The 16,121-nt window shown below is 60.5% G+C and carries 14 protein-coding genes; 8 read left to right on the forward strand and 6 right to left on the reverse strand.

Translation table 11 applies throughout. The features are described from left to right. Nucleotides 1-347: 347 nt before the first annotated feature. A complete protein-coding gene (gene dinB / locus V6M90_RS10660; RefSeq protein WP_042945229.1) occupies nt 348-1,406 on the forward strand; it encodes a DNA polymerase IV in 1,059 nt (352 codons plus the stop codon). A gap of 66 nt (nt 1,407-1,472) precedes the next feature. Here dinB and V6M90_RS10665 read toward each other — a convergent pair whose 3' ends face one another. From V6M90_RS10665 to V6M90_RS10680, 4 genes are all read right to left on the reverse strand, one after another. Then, nucleotides 1,473-2,426 (reverse strand): hypothetical protein, encoded by a 954-nt coding sequence (locus V6M90_RS10665; RefSeq protein WP_003175881.1) that lies wholly within the window; start codon nt 2,424-2,426, stop codon nt 1,473-1,475. A gap of 20 nt (nt 2,427-2,446) precedes the next feature. After that, nucleotides 2,447-4,162, reverse strand: a complete 1,716-nt coding sequence (locus tag V6M90_RS10670; protein WP_003175880.1) for a proline--tRNA ligase — start codon at nt 4,160-4,162, stop codon at nt 2,447-2,449. A 156-nt stretch (nt 4,163-4,318) separates the two neighbouring features. After that, nucleotides 4,319-5,851, reverse strand: a complete 1,533-nt coding sequence (locus V6M90_RS10675) for an AmpG family muropeptide MFS transporter (protein WP_141063367.1) — start codon at nt 5,849-5,851, stop codon at nt 4,319-4,321. 43 nt (nt 5,852-5,894) lie between these two features. Next, nucleotides 5,895-6,269 (reverse strand): MGMT family protein, encoded by a 375-nt coding sequence (locus V6M90_RS10680; RefSeq protein WP_003175878.1) that lies wholly within the window; start codon nt 6,267-6,269, stop codon nt 5,895-5,897. Between the two features lie 132 nt (nt 6,270-6,401). On the opposite strand from V6M90_RS10680, the gene V6M90_RS10685 reads away from it, so the two are divergent. The 5 genes from V6M90_RS10685 to groL all read left to right on the forward strand — a co-directional run bounded on the left by V6M90_RS10685 (nt 6,402) and on the right by groL (nt 11,021). Beyond that, nucleotides 6,402-7,409, forward strand: coding sequence for a DUF481 domain-containing protein (locus V6M90_RS10685; RefSeq protein ID WP_042945227.1), 1,008 nt, complete (start codon nt 6,402-6,404; stop codon nt 7,407-7,409). Between the two features lie 96 nt (nt 7,410-7,505). Then, entirely contained in the window at nt 7,506-8,237 is a 732-nt protein-coding gene (locus V6M90_RS10690) for a HugZ family pyridoxamine 5'-phosphate oxidase (protein ID WP_332846451.1), read from the forward strand. A 66-nt stretch (nt 8,238-8,303) separates the two neighbouring features. Then, nucleotides 8,304-8,780, forward strand: coding sequence for an FxsA family protein (locus V6M90_RS10695; RefSeq protein WP_003175875.1), 477 nt, complete (start codon nt 8,304-8,306; stop codon nt 8,778-8,780). Nucleotides 8,781-9,027: 247 nt separating this feature from the next. Beyond that, the gene (locus V6M90_RS10700) at nt 9,028-9,324 is read left to right on the forward strand and encodes a co-chaperone GroES (protein ID WP_003175874.1); all 297 of its coding nucleotides are present in this window, start codon (nt 9,028-9,030) and stop codon (nt 9,322-9,324) included. Nucleotides 9,325-9,374: 50 nt separating this feature from the next. Further along, nucleotides 9,375-11,021 (forward strand): chaperonin GroEL, encoded by a 1,647-nt coding sequence (gene groL, locus V6M90_RS10705; protein WP_003175873.1) that lies wholly within the window; start codon nt 9,375-9,377, stop codon nt 11,019-11,021. Nucleotides 11,022-11,099: 78 nt separating this feature from the next. Here the strand turns inward: groL and V6M90_RS10710 are convergent, their stop codons facing one another. Both V6M90_RS10710 and V6M90_RS10715 read right to left on the reverse strand, forming a co-directional pair. Continuing rightward, the gene (locus tag V6M90_RS10710; RefSeq protein WP_332846452.1) at nt 11,100-11,819 is read right to left on the reverse strand and encodes a phosphatase PAP2 family protein; all 720 of its coding nucleotides are present in this window, start codon (nt 11,817-11,819) and stop codon (nt 11,100-11,102) included. 51 nt (nt 11,820-11,870) lie between these two features. Next, entirely contained in the window at nt 11,871-13,820 is a 1,950-nt protein-coding gene (locus V6M90_RS10715) for an LTA synthase family protein (RefSeq protein WP_332846453.1), read from the reverse strand. Nucleotides 13,821-14,021: 201 nt separating this feature from the next. On the opposite strand from V6M90_RS10715, the gene colR reads away from it, so the two are divergent. Both colR and V6M90_RS10725 read left to right on the forward strand, forming a co-directional pair. After that, a complete protein-coding gene (gene colR, locus V6M90_RS10720) occupies nt 14,022-14,705 on the forward strand; it encodes a two-component system response regulator ColR (RefSeq protein WP_003175870.1) in 684 nt (227 codons plus the stop codon). Next, nucleotides 14,695-15,975 carry a sensor histidine kinase gene (locus V6M90_RS10725; protein ID WP_141063366.1) on the forward strand — a complete coding sequence of 427 codons (1,281 nt, stop codon included), beginning with the start codon at nt 14,695-14,697 and terminating at the stop codon, nt 15,973-15,975. The genes colR and V6M90_RS10725 overlap by 11 nt, the downstream gene beginning before the upstream one ends. The last annotated feature ends 146 nt before the right edge of the window (nt 15,976-16,121 follow it).

The raw sequence follows: 16,121 nt of genomic DNA on the forward strand, positions 1-16,121 counted from the left end.
CGGGAGCCGGATTTGAACCGACGACCTTCGGGTTATGAGCCCGACGAGCTACCAGACTGCTCCATCCCGCGTCTGTGTGTCGGCATTCTACAGAGGAACGCGAGTGTGTCAACCCGTGATTCAAAGAAAAGCGCTTGTGGTTCAAGCGGTTAGCTCTCCACGCCGGGCCGTTTGAGCGGTGCGGGCCAGTCGGGCCGTGGCTTTCAGCTCTATCGGAAGGCTAAATTCGATTGAGAAAATAAATTCATCCAGGAATTTTCCTACCGCTTAGACGGAAGATTCAAACTACTGGTGCTATATACAGGGGTGAATGCGATACTGGCCACCCGTTGGATTGCCTCCTTTATATGACACAGCGCAAAATCATCCACGTCGACTGTGATTGCTTCTACGCCGCCATCGAGATGCGCGACGACCCGAGCCTGGCGCAAAAACCGCTGGCGGTGGGCGGTTCGGCGGATCGACGGGGGGTGATCGCTACGTGCAACTACGAGGCGCGGGCGTATGGGGTGCGTTCGGCCATGTCGTCGCGACATGCCTTGAAGCTCTGCCCGGACCTGACCATCGTCAAGCCGCGTATGGATGCCTATAAAGAAGCGTCGAAGGAAATTCAGCTGATCTTTCGCGATTACACCGACCTGATCGAGCCGTTGTCCCTGGATGAAGCCTACCTGGACGTCTCCGACAGCCCGCATTTTGGCGGCAGCGCCACGCGTATCGCCCAGGATATTCGTCGTCGCGTCTCCAACCAGTTGCACATCACCGTGTCCGCAGGCGTGGCGCCGAACAAATTCCTGGCCAAGATCGCCAGCGACTGGAAAAAGCCCAACGGCCTGTTCGTCATTACCCCGGACCAGGTCGAAGACTTCGTTTCCCAGTTGCGCGTGAGCAAGCTGCACGGCGTAGGCAAGGTCACTGCCGATAAGCTGGCGCGCCTGGGGATTGAAGACTGTCTGCAACTGCGCGAATGGAACAAGCTGGCACTGGTGCGCGAATTCGGCAGTTTTGGCGAGCGGCTCTGGAGCCTGGCGCGTGGGATCGATGACCGCGTGGTGCAGAACGACAGCCGACGGCAATCAATTAGTGTGGAAAATACCTACGATGTAGACCTGCCGGATCTTTCAAGTTGCCTGGCAAAACTCCCGGAGCTGATGGAGACCCTGACCGGGCGCATGGCGCGTATCGACAGCAGCTATAAGGCGGGCAAGCCGTTCGTTAAGGTGAAATTTCACGATTTTACCCAGACGACGCTGGAACAGTCCGGGGCGGGGAGGGACCTGGAGAGTTATCAACAGTTGCTGACTCAGGCGTTTAACCGCGGAGGGAAACCGGTGCGGTTGCTGGGGATTGGCGTACGGTTGCTGGACCTGAGCGGCGGCAACGAACAGTTAGAGTTCTCCTGGTAGAAACCGGAACAAAATGTGGGAGGGAGCAAGCCCCCTCCCACATTTGATCTGCGCCAGGCTTCAGATTCAACGTGCCCCTGGATCCGCCACCAACCGCCCCGCATCCTTGGTCAGCGCTTGCAGAAACTCCTGCTGCAACTCCGGATCATTACGGGTCAGTTCGATCAGGCTTTGTTCCAGTTCGCTGGCTTCTTCTTCCAGGCCCAGCTCCGACAGGCGCTTGACCCGGTGCACCCATTGGCTGACTTCGTCGTCCTCCAGGTCGTCGTAAATCAGGCCGTGGGCTTCCAGCAACTTGCCGCGCAGGGTGCTGCTGATCGCCAGGGTCGAGTCCGAATGCACATCGTCCTGGCCATCCTGCACGCTGATCTTCAAAGTCGTGACGTGGTTCAGGTCCTGTTCGGCAAACGGGCTGTCCAACAGGTTAAGGCGCAGAACGCCGTTGCGGTCGGTGGTCAGCTCATGGGTCTGTTTGCCGGCGAAGACCTGTACCGGACGCTCGCTCCAGGGCAGGCTCGAATACTCCAGGCGCTTGTCGCGCTGGACTTCATCGATACCCGCCAGGTTCTGCTGCGCGCGGCCATGGGACTGCACGTTCATGAACGGGTTGAGGCCGTCCACGCCGTAGGTCAGCCAGTCGTGAGTCATGCTGGTGGGCAAGTTGCCAAGGGCGAAGATATTCGCCACGTTGGCACCGGCGCCCGCCACCAACGCCACCGCACCCAGGGGCATCTCATAGAGTTTGCGCCAGGGCTGGTAGGGCGTGTAGCGGTCGTAACGACGGGTGACTTCGAATTCGGTGACCTCGAAGGTCTTCTGCTCATGAATGCGAACCCGGCGTTGCGGCAGCTCCAGCACTTTAGGTTCGCCTACATCGATCTGCAGGCTATGGTCGAGCAACTTTCGCTCGACCCGCTCCTCGTGCTCACTGCGTTGCGACATCTGGTTGGCGCAGCCGCTGACCAGCAGGGCGCCGCACAAGGCGGCGCCCCCCAGGGCTCTGGTGTTTCGCTTGAACATGACTTCTCTTGATCTGGTTTTCAGCGACGAATACGCGCCTGGAGGAAAGACAGCACGTCAGCCACCGGCAACGGTTGGGCTTCGGCTTCGGTCCGGCTCTTGTATTCCAGATTGCCATCAGCCAGGCCGCGGTCACTGACCACGATGCGGTGCGGGATGCCAATCAGTTCCATGTCGGCGAACTTGATGCCCGGGCTGGTTTTCTTGTCCCGGTCATCGAGCAACACTTCAAAACCGGCGGCCGTCAGTTCGGCATACAGTTTGTCGGTGGCTTCGCGTACTTGCTCGGTTTCGTAACGCAGCGGTACCAGGGCCACCTGGAACGGTGCCAGGGCGTCGCTCCAGATGATGCCTTTGTCGTCGTTGTTCTGCTCGATGGCGGCGGCAACCACGCGGGATACACCAATGCCGTAGCAGCCCATGTCCAGGGTGATCGGCTTGCCGTTCTCGCCCAGCACTTCGCACTTCATCGCCTTGCTGTACTTGTTGCCCAGCTGGAAGATGTGCCCGACTTCAATGCCGCGCTTGATTTCCAGGGTGCCCTTGCCGTCCGGGCTTGGGTCGCCAGCGACCACGTTGCGCAGGTCGGCCACGGTCGGAACCGGCAGGTCACGCTCCCAGTTCACACCGAAGTAGTGCTTGTCGTCGATGTTCGCGCCGATACCGAAGTCGCTCATCAGCTCGACCGAGCGGTCAATGATGATCGGCAACGGCAGGTTCAGCGGGCCGAGGGAGCCGGCACCGGCGCCAATGGCGTCACGCAGTTCGGCATCGGAGGCCATGACCAGCGGGCTGGCAACGCCAGGTTGCTGGGCAGCCTTGATTTCGTTGAGTTCGTGGTCGCCACGGATCACCAGGGCGATCAGCTTGCCTTCTTCCTCGGCGTGCACGATCAGGGTCTTGATGGTCTTTTCAATCGGCAGATTGAATTTCTCCACCAGGGCCGCGATGGTCTTGGTGTCCGGGGTGTCCACCAGGCGCAGTTCTTCAGCCGGCGCCGGGCGCGAGGTTTCGCGCGGTATGGCTTCGGCCTTCTCGATGTTCGCCGCGTAGTCGGAACCGTTGCTGAACACGATATCGTCTTCGCCGGACTCGGCCAGCACGTGGAATTCGTGGGAGCCGGCGCCGCCGATGGAACCGTTGTCCGCTTCAACCGGGCGGAATTTCAGGCCCAGGCGCGTGAACACGTTGCAGTAGGCCTGGTGCATGCGGTCATAAGTGACCTGCAGCGATGCCTGGTCGGCGTGGAACGAGTAGGCGTCCTTCATGATGAATTCACGGCCACGCATCAAACCGAAGCGTGGGCGGATTTCATCGCGGAATTTGGTCTGGATCTGATACAGGTTCAGCGGCAGCTGTTTGTAGCTGCTCAGCTCATTGCGCATCAGGTCGGTGATCACTTCTTCATGGGTCGGGCCGGCGCAGAAGTCGCGGCCATGACGGTCCTTGAAGCGCAGCAGCTCAGGGCCGTACTCTTCCCAGCGCCCGGATTCCTGCCACAGCTCAGCCGGCTGGGTGCTCGGCATCAACACTTCCAGAGAACCGGCAGCGTTCATTTCTTCACGAACGATGGCTTCGACCTTGCGCATCACCTTCAAGCCCATGGGCAGCCAGGTGTACAGGCCGGAGGCCAGTTTGCGGATCATGCCGGCGCGCAGCATCAACTGATGGCTGATCACGACCGCGTCGGAAGGCGTTTCTTTCTGTGTGGCGAGCAAATATTGACTGGTACGCATGGTAGGCCGTTGTCGGTTGCTTGGACTTGAAATGACTTGGGATTGTACGGGCGCAAACTGCCGCCGTACAGGCATCAGAATGTAGGGCTGTCTGTAGGAGCAGAGCTTGCTCGCGATGGGGGCGCCGCGGTCTGGCTTTTAAAGGGCCCCCAAAAATCAGTCCTCGGCGGGCGGATTCAATTTGATCCGCCGATTCTCCTGATACCAGTGCAACGCAATCAGCAGCAGCGTCGGCACTCCCAGTACGCAAGTGATCAGGAAGAAGTTGTGGTAGCCGAACTTCTCCACCATCACCCCCGAATACCCGCCGATCAGACGCGGCAGCAACAGCATGATCGAGCTGAGCAGTGCGTATTGGGTGGCGGAGAACTTGAGGTTGGTCAGGCTCGACAGGTAGGCCACGAAGGCCGATGTCGCCAGGCCCGAACTGAAGTTATCCAGCGAGATGGTGAAGATCAGCATCTGCAGGTCCGGGCCCCGGTCGGCGAGCATCACGAACAGCAGGTTGGTGCCGGCCGAGGTCACGCCGCCGATAAACAGGATCGGCAGGATGCCGAAACGCACGATCAGCAGGCCGCCCATGCCGGCGCCGAGCAGGGTCATGATCAGGCCGAAGATCTTGCTGACCCCGGCAATCTGGTCCTTGGTAAAACCCTGGTCGATGTAGAACACGTTGGCCATCACGCCCATCACGGTGTCGGACATGCGATAGGTGGCGATCAGCCCCAGCAGCAGCAACGCCTGCCATCGGTAGCGCAGGATGAAGTCATTGACCGGCGTCAGCACCGGTGCCAGCCCGCGGCGGCCCATGGCCGACAGGCACAGCGCCGTCAGCGTGATATAGAGGATGGCACGCAGGAAGGCACGGTCTTCCATCAGCAGGTCCCACAGGCTGACGCCCTGGAACAGCACACTGGCGAAATCGGTATTGAACAACTGGGTAAACATCGCCGGAACCGACACCAGCAATACGATCAGCACAAACACCGACACCAACTGATGCACGAAACTGTAGCGCCCGGCCTGCAATTGGGTACGCAGCGGCACGTTCGGTTCGCGCATGAACAGCGTGGTGAGCAGCGCCGGGACCATCAGCACGCCGAACAGCACATAGGTGCCGGTCCACGCCGCGTGCTTATAGTTGAAACCGGTGGAACCGAAGCCTTCGGCAAAGAACAGAGCACCGGCCGTGGCCAGCAGGGCGGCGATGCGATAACCGGACATATAGCTGGCGGCCAGTGCGGCCTGGCGGCTGTCGTCGGCGATTTCCAGGCGATAGGCGTCGACCGCGATGTCCTGGGTGGCGGACGCGAAGGCGACGATGACGGCAATGGCGATCAGCCAGGACAAGTGTTTCTGCGGGTCGCAGAAGCCCATGCCGATCAACCCGAGGATCACCAGCGACTGGGACAGCACCAGCCAGGAACGACGGCGTCCGAGTTTGCCCAGCAGTGGCAGGCGCCATTGGTCGAGCAGCGGCGACCAGACCCATTTGAACGCGTACGCCAAACCGATCAGGCTCGCATAGCCGATGGTCTCGCGGGCCACACCGGCCTCACGCAGCCACACCGAAAGCGTCGAGAACACCAACATGTAAGGCAAGCCGGCGGCAAAGCCGAGCAACAACAGAACTAACGTCGAGGGGCTGGCATAGGCAGCGAGCGCGGCGCGCCAGGTTTTACGGGGCATGGGCTGGAGTCTGCCTCAGGTTTGCGGAAACAAAGCGCGCACTCTAACCGCTGTGCTCTACCGGGCGCCAGCCATGGCGCTGAATATCCACGCGATTATTGCGGACCGTAATGCCTTCAGCGCGCAAACGCGCGCGTTGTTCGTCGCCCGAGGCACTGCCCACCGGCAGGCTTATCCGACCGCCGGCGCCCAACACACGGTGCCAGGGCAATCGAGTGCCCTCGGGGAGTTGGCTCAAGGTCCGTCCCACCCAGCGCGCCGCGCGGCCCAGCCCCGCCAGTTGCGCCAGCTCGCCGTAACTCACCACGCAGCCTTCGGGTACTTGCGCCAAGGTCAGGTACAGCGCGGTGCGGCGCATTTCGGCGGGGTTTTCGGCAGGGTCGTTCACTGTGAGGCTATCCGTTGAAATCGTCGGCATTCTTGTAAGAAACGTCTGTAAACATCGCGCTGAGCATTGAACTCATGCCGGATCCTTGAGTCAGTGCTTGCTAAGCCATTATCTAACACGATAATGCCCTCTTTTCGCCCACTCCGAGCCTCGAATCCGCTTATGTTGTCCAGAACCCTGCTGTGCCTTGCTGTTTTCAGCGCCTCAACGCCCTTGCTCGCAGACACCGTCTGGTTGAAGAACGGTGACCGCCTGACCGGCAAGATCAAGGTCTTCGACGGCGGCAAACTGCTGATTCAGACCGATTACGCCGGCGCTGTCCCGGTGGACTGGAAGCAGGTCAAAACCCTGGAAAGCGACCAGGAACTGCTGGTCAAGCAAGATGCCTACACCGGTGAAAAGGCCAAATCCCTGCAAGCGGCGGATGACGGCAAAGTAGTGCTGGCCAACGGCGAGGCGCCCAAGACCGTCGACCTGGCGAGCATCCAGCAGATCATCAAGCCCAAGCCTGTGATCGAAGACCTGGTGTGGAAGGGCAATGTCGACATGGCACTGGACTACAAACGTGCCGAGAAAGACACCAACGACTACGACATCGACTTCAAGACCACTGCCCGCCATGGCCAATGGCGTCATACCGGTCAGGGTGAATACAACCGCGAATTCCAGGACGATGTGACCACCACCGACAACTGGGCACTGGAATACGACCTCGACCGCTTCATCACCGAACACTGGTTCTGGCAAGGTCGCTTGACCTACAAGCGCGACAAGGTAGAAGACCTCGCGCGCCAGCGCACCGTGGGTACCGGCCCGGGCTACCAGTTCTGGGACGATGAACTGGGCGCGTTCTCCCTGGGCTCGCTGGTTAACCGCACCGATTACGAATATGCCGACGGCGGCAAGGACAACTTCTATTCGCTGGCCATGAAGTGGAACTACAACCGCTACCTGGTGGGCAAGACCGTCGAGTTCTTCACCAACGGCGAATTGGGCAAGCCTATCGATGCACCCGCCGATTACTCCCTGGATGCGGAAGTCGGCCTGCGCTACAAGGTCACCGAGTGGGCATCGCTCAACCTCAAGGCCGAGCGCGACGTGATCAGCGGCGACTCCGAAAGCAGCTTGAGCAAGACCCGCTACACCGCAGGCTTCGGCGTCGCCTGGTAACACAGACCTTCTGGCAACCGGCGCGTATATTGATTACCTTGAGTTGAGATCCATTCCCATAGACTGTGGGTGGACCATTACCCGAGGAGTCAAACGTTGAGCGCACAGGTTGCCAGGAACGCCCGAGAGCTGTTGCTCAAGGAATACCGTGGGGCTCTCTCCACATTGTCCAAGGCCATGCCCGGCTTTCCCTTCGGCTCGGTCGTGCCGTATTGCCTGGACGAGCAGGGCCGCCCGCTGATCCTGATCAGCCGCATCGCCCAGCACACCCACAACCTGCGGCAGGACCCCAAATGCTCGCTGTTGATAGGGGAGCGCGAGGCGGATGATGTGCAGGCCGTCGGGCGCCTGACCTATCTGGCCGAAGCCGAGAAGCTGGCGGACGCCGTCGCCATCGAGGCGGCCGCCGAGCGTTATTACCGCTACTTCCCCGATTCGGCCAACTATCACAAGGCCCACGATTTCGACTTCTGGGTGCTCAAGCCGGTCCGTCACCGTTATATAGGCGGGTTCGGTGCGATTCACTGGATCGATCAGTTGACCCTGGCCAACCCGTTCTTCGGCAAGGCCGAGCGCAGCATGGTCGAACACATGAACACTGATCATGCCCAGGCCATCGCCCATTACGTCGACCTGGCGGGATTATCTGTCAGCGAGCCGGCACAGCTGGCCGGCATCGACAGCGAGGGCATGCACCTGCGCATCGGCCAGGCGCTGCACTGGTTGCCGTTCGCCGAGCCCTGCAACACTCCGACACAAGTGCGCGAAGCCCTGGTTTCACTGGCCCATGCCGAGGCCTGGCCGAAAAAAGAACCGGCTTCAGCTTGAATTCAGGCAGGGGTGGCGTCATCTAGTGTGTACTGGCAAGGCATTCTTGCGTTGAGGAACCATTTGATGCGCCCTTTTTTATTGCTCTTTCTGCTGTTCCCGGTGCTGGAGCTGTTCGTATTCGTTCAAGTCAGCAGCGCGATCGGGTTTTTCCCGGCTCTGTTGCTGATCATCCTGGGCTCGATGCTCGGCGTCCTGGTGCTGCGCGTCGCCGGCCTGGCCACGGCGCTGCGTGCCCGTGAAAGCCTGAACCGCGGCGAACTGCCGGCCCAGACCATGCTTGAAGGCCTGATGATGGCCCTGGCCGGTGGTCTGTTGATCCTGCCGGGTTTTGTCAGCGACGTGGTCGGACTGTTTCTGTTGCTGCCGTTCACCCGCAAGCTGCTGGCCGGCAAGATGCGCCAGCGCGCCGAAGAGGCGGCGCTGCGCCAACGTGCGTTCGCCGACGACCTGCAACCCCGTGGCGGCCCGGCTCCGCGCCAGCCGTTGGGGCGTGAAGGCGATGTGATCGAAGGCGAGTTCGAACACCGCGACAGCAAATAACCGCTTCATTGGCACGGCACCTTCGGGTGCCGTGTTGCATTTTCCCGGCCGCAGACACAAAAAATTTCATCTGCGTCCCCTTGTAATCAGCTTATGCGCCCTTATGTATCGGTCACCGCAAGGTTTCTGGTGGTGACACTAGACAGACTTCCGCGTTTCGCCCAGCGAACCGCGACCGGCACCGCCGGAATTTAACCCGCCGGAATTGATACCGGCCGATGAAAAACACAATTAGGAGAGATCGACAATGAGCAAGCTTCGTCCTCTGCACGACCGCGTCGTCATCCGTCGCAGCGAAGAAGAAAAGAAAACCGCTGGCGGCATCGTTCTGCCAGGTTCGGCTGCTGAAAAAGCCAACCACGGTGTGATCGTCGCTGCGGGCCCAGGCAAGACCCTGGAAAACGGTGATGTCCGCGCCCTGGCCGTGAAAGTGGGTGACAAGGTTGTTTTCGGCCCTTACTCCGGCAGCAACACTGTGAAAGTCGACGGCGAAGACCTGCTGGTCATGGCTGAGAATGAAATTCTCGCCGTACTGGAAGACTGATTTCCCCGCTCATTTTCCCGTTACTACAAAGTATTTAAGGAATATCGATCATGGCTGCTAAAGAAGTTAAATTCGGCGATTCCGCCCGCAAGAAAATGCTCACCGGTGTCAACATCCTGGCTGACGCAGTAAAAGCGACCCTGGGCCCGAAAGGTCGTAACGTGATCATCGAGAAGAGCTTCGGCGCTCCGACCATCACCAAGGACGGCGTTTCCGTCGCCAAAGAAATCGAACTGGAAGACCGTTTCGAAAACATGGGCGCGCAGCTGGTCAAAGACGTTGCCTCCCGTGCCAACGATGACGCAGGCGACGGCACCACCACCGCCACCGTTCTGGCTCAGGCCATCGTCAACGAAGGCTACAAGGCCGTCGCTGCCGGCATGAACCCGATGGACCTCAAGCGCGGCATCGACAAGGCAACCATCGCCATCGTCGCCGAGCTGAAAAACCTGTCCAAGCCATGCGCTGACACCAAGGCTATCGCCCAGGTAGGTACCATCTCCGCCAACTCCGACAGCTCCATCGGCGACATCATTGCCGAAGCCATGGAAAAAGTCGGTAAAGAAGGCGTGATTACCGTTGAAGAAGGCTCGGGCCTGGAAAACGAACTGTCGGTTGTAGAAGGCATGCAGTTCGACCGTGGCTACCTGTCCCCGTACTTCGTCAACAAACCAGAAACCATGGTTGCCGAGCTGGACAGCCCGCTGATCCTGCTGGTTGACAAAAAGATCTCCAACATCCGCGAAATGCTGCCAGTGCTGGAAGCCGTGGCCAAAGCCGGCCGTCCACTGCTGATCATCTCCGAAGACGTTGAAGGCGAAGCCCTGGCGACGCTGGTTGTGAACAACATGCGTGGCATCGTCAAAGTCGCAGCCGTCAAGGCTCCGGGCTTCGGCGACCGTCGCAAGGCCATGCTGCAGGACATCGCCGTATTGACCGGCGGTACCGTTATCTCCGAAGAGATCGGCCTGAGCCTGGAAAGCGCCACCCTGGAAAACCTGGGCAGCGCCAAGCGCGTGACCATCTCCAAGGAAAACACCATCATCGTTGACGGTGCTGGCGTTGAAGGCGACATCCAGTCGCGCATCAACCAGATCCGTGCCCAGGTTGCCGAGACTTCCTCGGACTACGACCGCGAAAAACTGCAAGAGCGTCTGGCCAAGCTGTCCGGCGGCGTTGCGGTGATCAAGGTTGGCGCCGGTTCCGAAGTTGAAATGAAAGAGAAGAAAGCCCGCGTTGAAGACGCCCTGCACGCAACCCGCGCAGCCGTCGAAGAAGGCGTGGTACCTGGCGGTGGCGTTGCGCTGATCCGTGCTCTGGAAGCCCTCACCGGTCTGACCGGCGACAACGCAGACCAGAACGTCGGTATCGCTGTACTGCGCCGCGCCGTTGAAGCACCGCTGCGCCAGATCGCTGCCAACTCCGGCGACGAGCCAAGCGTTGTGGTCAACGAAGTCAAGAACGGCAAGGGTAACTACGGTTACAACGCTGCGACGGGCGTCTACGGCGACATGATCGAAATGGGCATCCTGGACCCTACCAAGGTGACCCGTTCGGCGCTGCAGGCAGCATCCTCCATCGGCGGTCTGATCCTGACCACTGAAGCTGCGATCGCTGATGCACCGAAGAAAGAAGGCTCGGCTGGCGGCGGTATGCCAGACATGGGCGGCATGGGTGGCATGGGCGGCATGATGTAAGCCAGCCTTACCCCTGTACTGAAAAAGCCCCGCCTGCAGTGATGCAGGCGGGGCTTTTTTATGCGCGCTGTCTGAGGTTCAGCGCGGCGCCAAGGGCCTCGATGGCCGATACAGCAACCAACCATACAGGCCCAGGCAGATCAGCCAGCAAAAAATCGCCGTCCACACATTGTGGGAAAAGAAGTGCGCCCCTTGCAGCATGCGGCTCACTGAAAAGATGCTGCCCAAGCCGGCCGCGAAGATGAATGCGTAGCGTGCCATCCGCGGCTTGCGGTCACGCAGTGCAAAAAACAGCGCGAACAGGGCGAACCCGGTTGCCGCGTGGCCGCCGGGCCAGCAGCGTCCGGGTTTATCGGTGGCTGGGCGATGGCTCAACAGCGTGCTGTAGGTTTCCTCGCCACCGAACTCCTTGAGGCTCCACGGGCACTGCACGCCAGTCAGGGTTTTCAACGGTGAGACAAAGGCGGTCGCCAGTCCAAGGGACAGCACCAGGCAGCCCAGTTCGCGGCGGTAGGGCTTGAGGCGTTGCAGGATAAACGTGCCGACAAACCCCAGGATCGCCATGACCGAAAACAGGATCACCAACTGCTTGGCGCGGTCATGCAGGATGTCTTCGAGCAAGAAGCTGTAGCGACCGACGAAGCCGCCCTCCGCCGCGTTGTAGAACCGTTTGGCGAGAGCCATGTCCAGCGGGGTCAGCTCCAGCAACAGCAATGCCAGCGCGGCGGCGGCGGGAAGGCCCAGGTACAACCGAAAATCAAGCGGCTTGGAAGCCGGCGCAACGGGAGGGGATGGCATGGCGGACCTTGATCGAAGACGTCCCGCACTCACCTGTACGGGACGCTCTGTTTAGCGTGTGCTCAGCGCTGGGGCCTCGTCCTTGTGCCCCCTCCAACTCAGCAATTGTTGTTTGAACCCATAGCTGGCGGCCTGGTAGTAGGTGATCGCGCGCTGGATTAATGCATCATCGCTGTTCACCCGCAACTCCTGGCTCTCACCCAGGGCCTGGTCATGGCGACGCAGGCCCAGGCGTGGGCTGAGGATCGCCAGGTCCTTGCCGTCGAACAACCCCAGATGCTGGTAGTTGCCGACCACGACCCGAGGCGGCAGTGGGTTGTCCTGCAGCAGGTTACGGCCAAAGAAGGTCGACTCGTAGCTCAGGTTGATCAGGCCCAACAGCGTCGGCGCAATGTCGATCTGGCTGGCCAGTTGCGCGGTTTCCCGAGCATCGATCAGCGTTGGCGCGTAGATGAACAAGGGGATCTGATAGTTGGTGATGGGCAGGTCTTCCTTGCCCGCGCTGCCGGCGGTGTGGTCGGCGACGAACACAAAGATCGTGTTATCGAACCACGGCTTCTTGCGCGCAGCGGCGAGGAATTCGCCGATGGCGTGGTCGGTGTATTTCACCGCGCCGTCGCGACCATTGCCGGATTTGATGTCGATGCGCCCATCCGGATAGGTGTAGGGACGATGGTTGGAGGTGGTCATCAGTTGCAGCAAAAACGGCTGCTGCCTGGCGTAGTCGGCGTCGGCGAGCTTGAGGGTCTGTTTGTAGAGATCCTCGTCGGCCATGCCCCAGGCGTTTTTAAACGAAATTTCCGCTTCGGGTACGCTGCTCTGGTCCACGACCCGGTAACCGTTGCCGCTGAAAAACGCGTTCATATTGTCGAAGTAACCGCGCCCGCCGTAGACGAACACGCTGTCGTAGCCGATGGCCGAGAGTTGTTGTCCGAGGCTGGCGAACCCGCTCTCGCGGCCAATGCGCTTGACGATCGAGCGCCCCGGCGTCGGAGGGATCGCCAGGGTGATGGCCTCAAGGCCGCGATCGGTCCGGGTGCCGGTGGCGTAGAAATTATTGAAATACAGGCTTTGTTTACGCAGCTCATCCAGGTTAGGCGTGAGGTTGCGCCCATCGCCATTGCTGCCCATGTACTTGGCGCTGAAACTTTCGATGGTCACCAGCACGATGTTGGGTTTGCGCAAGGTGCCGGGGTTGCTGATCTCGCGCCGGATATCCAGCGGGTCCTGGCCGACGAAGCGGGCGTTGGGTTCGCTGAGTTCGGCGCGCAATTGCTGGGCGACCACGTCGGTTGGCAAGGTTTTGTAGAACTGGGGGTAGTCCAGCTCGTTGTTACGGAACGCGGCGAAAAACTGATAGGGGCCGTTACTCGCCAGCTCGTTCTTGTAGGCGTTGCCGCCCTGGGTGCGCGGGCTGTCCTGACTGATCAATTGCAGGCTGAGGCCGGCGACGACCAGCAGCGCCACGGCGTTCAACACGCGGCCGCGCAGGGCTGGCAGCGGAGTGTTCATCGCCGCGTTGAACGGTTTGCGCAGCGCCAGGCTCAGCACAATGGCCAGCATCGCCAGCAGGCTCAGCAGCTTGCCGATCGGGTAGGACTCCAGCAGGTTGTTCAGCACCTCGTCGGAATACACCAGGTAATCGACGGCAATAAAGTTGAAGCGCACGCCGAACTCGTCCCAGAACAGCCATTCGGCGACCGCGGTGAACAGCATGGCGAACAGGCTCACGGTCAACACCGCCTGCAGGAACCAGCGGTGTCCACGGCGGCGCCATAGTCCCGGAGGGCAGAGCAGTAAGTAAAGTCCCAGCGGCAGCGCCGCATAGGCCAGGAAACCCAGATCGTAGAGCACACCGACGCCAAACACCGGCAGCAGGTTGCCGCCGACTTCGTCCAGGTGAGTAATGAGCAGCACGCTGCGAGTGAGCAGGAAAACCACCAGCCAGGCACCGGTGATCAACTGCAGATAGCGCATTGGCGCCGATTTGAAAAACCCCATGTCCATGTTCCTTATATCAATGGGCGGCGATATTCGCCCTGACACTGTAGTCAGTTTGTGAAGCTATAGTGAAAAACTCGTTGAGCGGTTGAATCGGTTGAAAACCCTTATCAACGCACCTTCCAACTCTATCCCTGAGCTCCGCTTGGCCTTAAGCTGCGCGAGCCAACACGGCCGTTACCGCGTACGGAGACACTGCCCATGCGAATTTTATTGGTTGAAGACAACCGCGATATTCTGGCCAACCTGGCGGATTACCTGGGGCTCAAGGGCTACACCGTGGACTGTGCGCAGGACGGTTTGTCGGGCCTGCACCTGGCGGCCACCGAGCATTACGACCTGATCGTGCTCGACATCATGCTGCCCGGTATCGATGGCTACACCCTGTGCAAGCGCCTGCGCGAAGACGCACGTCGCGACACACCGGTGATCATGCTCACCGCTCGTGATCAGTTGGACGACCGGTTGCAGGGCTTCAAGTCTGGCGCCGATGATTACCTGCTCAAACCGTTTGCCCTGTCGGAACTGGCCGCGCGCATCGAAGCCGTGCTGCGCCGTGCCCAGGGCGGCGGCCGCCGCGCCTTGCAGGTCGGCGATTTGAGCTATGACCTCGACACCCTGGAAGTCACCCGTGAAGGGCGCCTGCTCAAGCTCAACCCGGTCGGCCTCAAGCTGCTGGCGGTGCTGATGCAAAAAAGTCCTCACGTGCTGCGCCGCGAAATCCTTGAAGAGGCGCTGTGGGGCGACGATTGCCCGGACAGCGACAGCCTGCGCAGCCATGTCCACCAGTTGCGCCAAGTCATCGACAAGCCCTTCGCCAAGCCGTTACTGCAGACGGTGCACGGCGTTGGTTATCGCCTGGCCGAGGGGCGTGATGGAGTTTAAGCAAAGCCTTTCCCAGCGGATCATCATTGCCTTTGCCTTGATGAGTGCGTTGGTGGCGGGGGCCTTCGCCATGGGCATTATCGCGACCGTGCACCTGGTGGAAGAGAAGTTGATCTCGGCGGGCCTGGGCGGTGACTTGCAACGCTTGCTGCTGATGGACACGGTCGAAGACTGGCGCCACCGACCCGAGCCGGACCAGTTGTTCTATTTCAGCGGCGGGCCGGGTGATTTTGAATTGCCCAAGGACCTGCGCCACCTGGAACCAGGTTTTCACGAAGTGTTCCGCGAATCACTGTCGTACCACGCCATGGTCGAAGTCGTCGACGGCCGGCGCTATGTGCTGTTGCAGGACCAGAGTGATTTCGAAGAGCGTGAGCGCGTGCTGTTCGCCGTGGTGCTGGTGGGCTTCGTGCTCAGCCTGGCACTGGCGGTGTTCCTCGGCTGGGTGCTGGCGCGCAAGGTGATGGCGCCGGTGGTGCGCCTGGCCCGCCAGGTGCGTCACCGCGACCAGTTGCTGGGCCTGGCGCCGCCCCTGGCGCCGGACTATGCGGCCGATGAAGTGGGCGAGCTGGCGGTGGCGTTCGACGCCACGTTGGGGCGGCTGCGCGCGGCGTTGTCGCGCGAGCAGTTGTTTACCAGCGATGTGAGCCACGAATTGCGCACGCCGTTGATGGTGCTGGCCAGCTCCTGTGAGCTGTTGCTGGAAAACCCGGCCATCGACCAGCGCGGGCGTAACCAGGTGCAGCGCATTGCCCGCGCCTGTGAAGAGATGCGCGAGCTGGTGCAGACCTTCCTGATGCTGGCCCGCGCTCAGCATAACGATGCGTCGATGTCGCCCCAGGTGACCCTCAGCCAGGTGGCTGAGGACTTGCTCGGCATTTGGCGTGAGCCAATCGAACACAAGGGCCTTGAGCTGATCTACCAGCCGGGCCAGCCACTGGACACGCGCTACAACACCACCTTCCTGCATGCGGTGATGGGCAACCTGCTGCGCAACGCCTTGCATTACACCGAGCGCGGTTTTATCCGGCTGACCCTGGAGCCCTGTGGGTTCGTGGTCGAGGACAGCGGCGTGGGTATTCCCGAAGAGAAGCGCGAGGCGATGTTCGAGCCGTTCGTGCGCGGCAGTGAAAAACGCGGGGATGGCCTGGGGCTCGGCTTGTCGCTGGTGCAGCGTATCTGCGAGAACCAGGGCTGGAGCGTCAGTCTCAGCACCATGGAGCCCAACGGCTGCCGCTTCCACGTCGAACTGGGGCCGGACAAGGCCTGACCTTGCCTTCTGCCGCTATCCTGCCAGACCTGCCCGCAATTCGGCGAAGATGGCCCCATGCTACTGTTTGTGCTTGTAAAGTCTTGAAATGTATGGGATTGGACAGGACAAGTTTTTCACACACGGTTGACCTGTTGATCACAGTG

Source organism: Pseudomonas lactucae, assembly GCF_036688725.1.
Classification (GTDB): domain Bacteria; phylum Pseudomonadota; class Gammaproteobacteria; order Pseudomonadales; family Pseudomonadaceae; genus Aquipseudomonas; species Aquipseudomonas lactucae.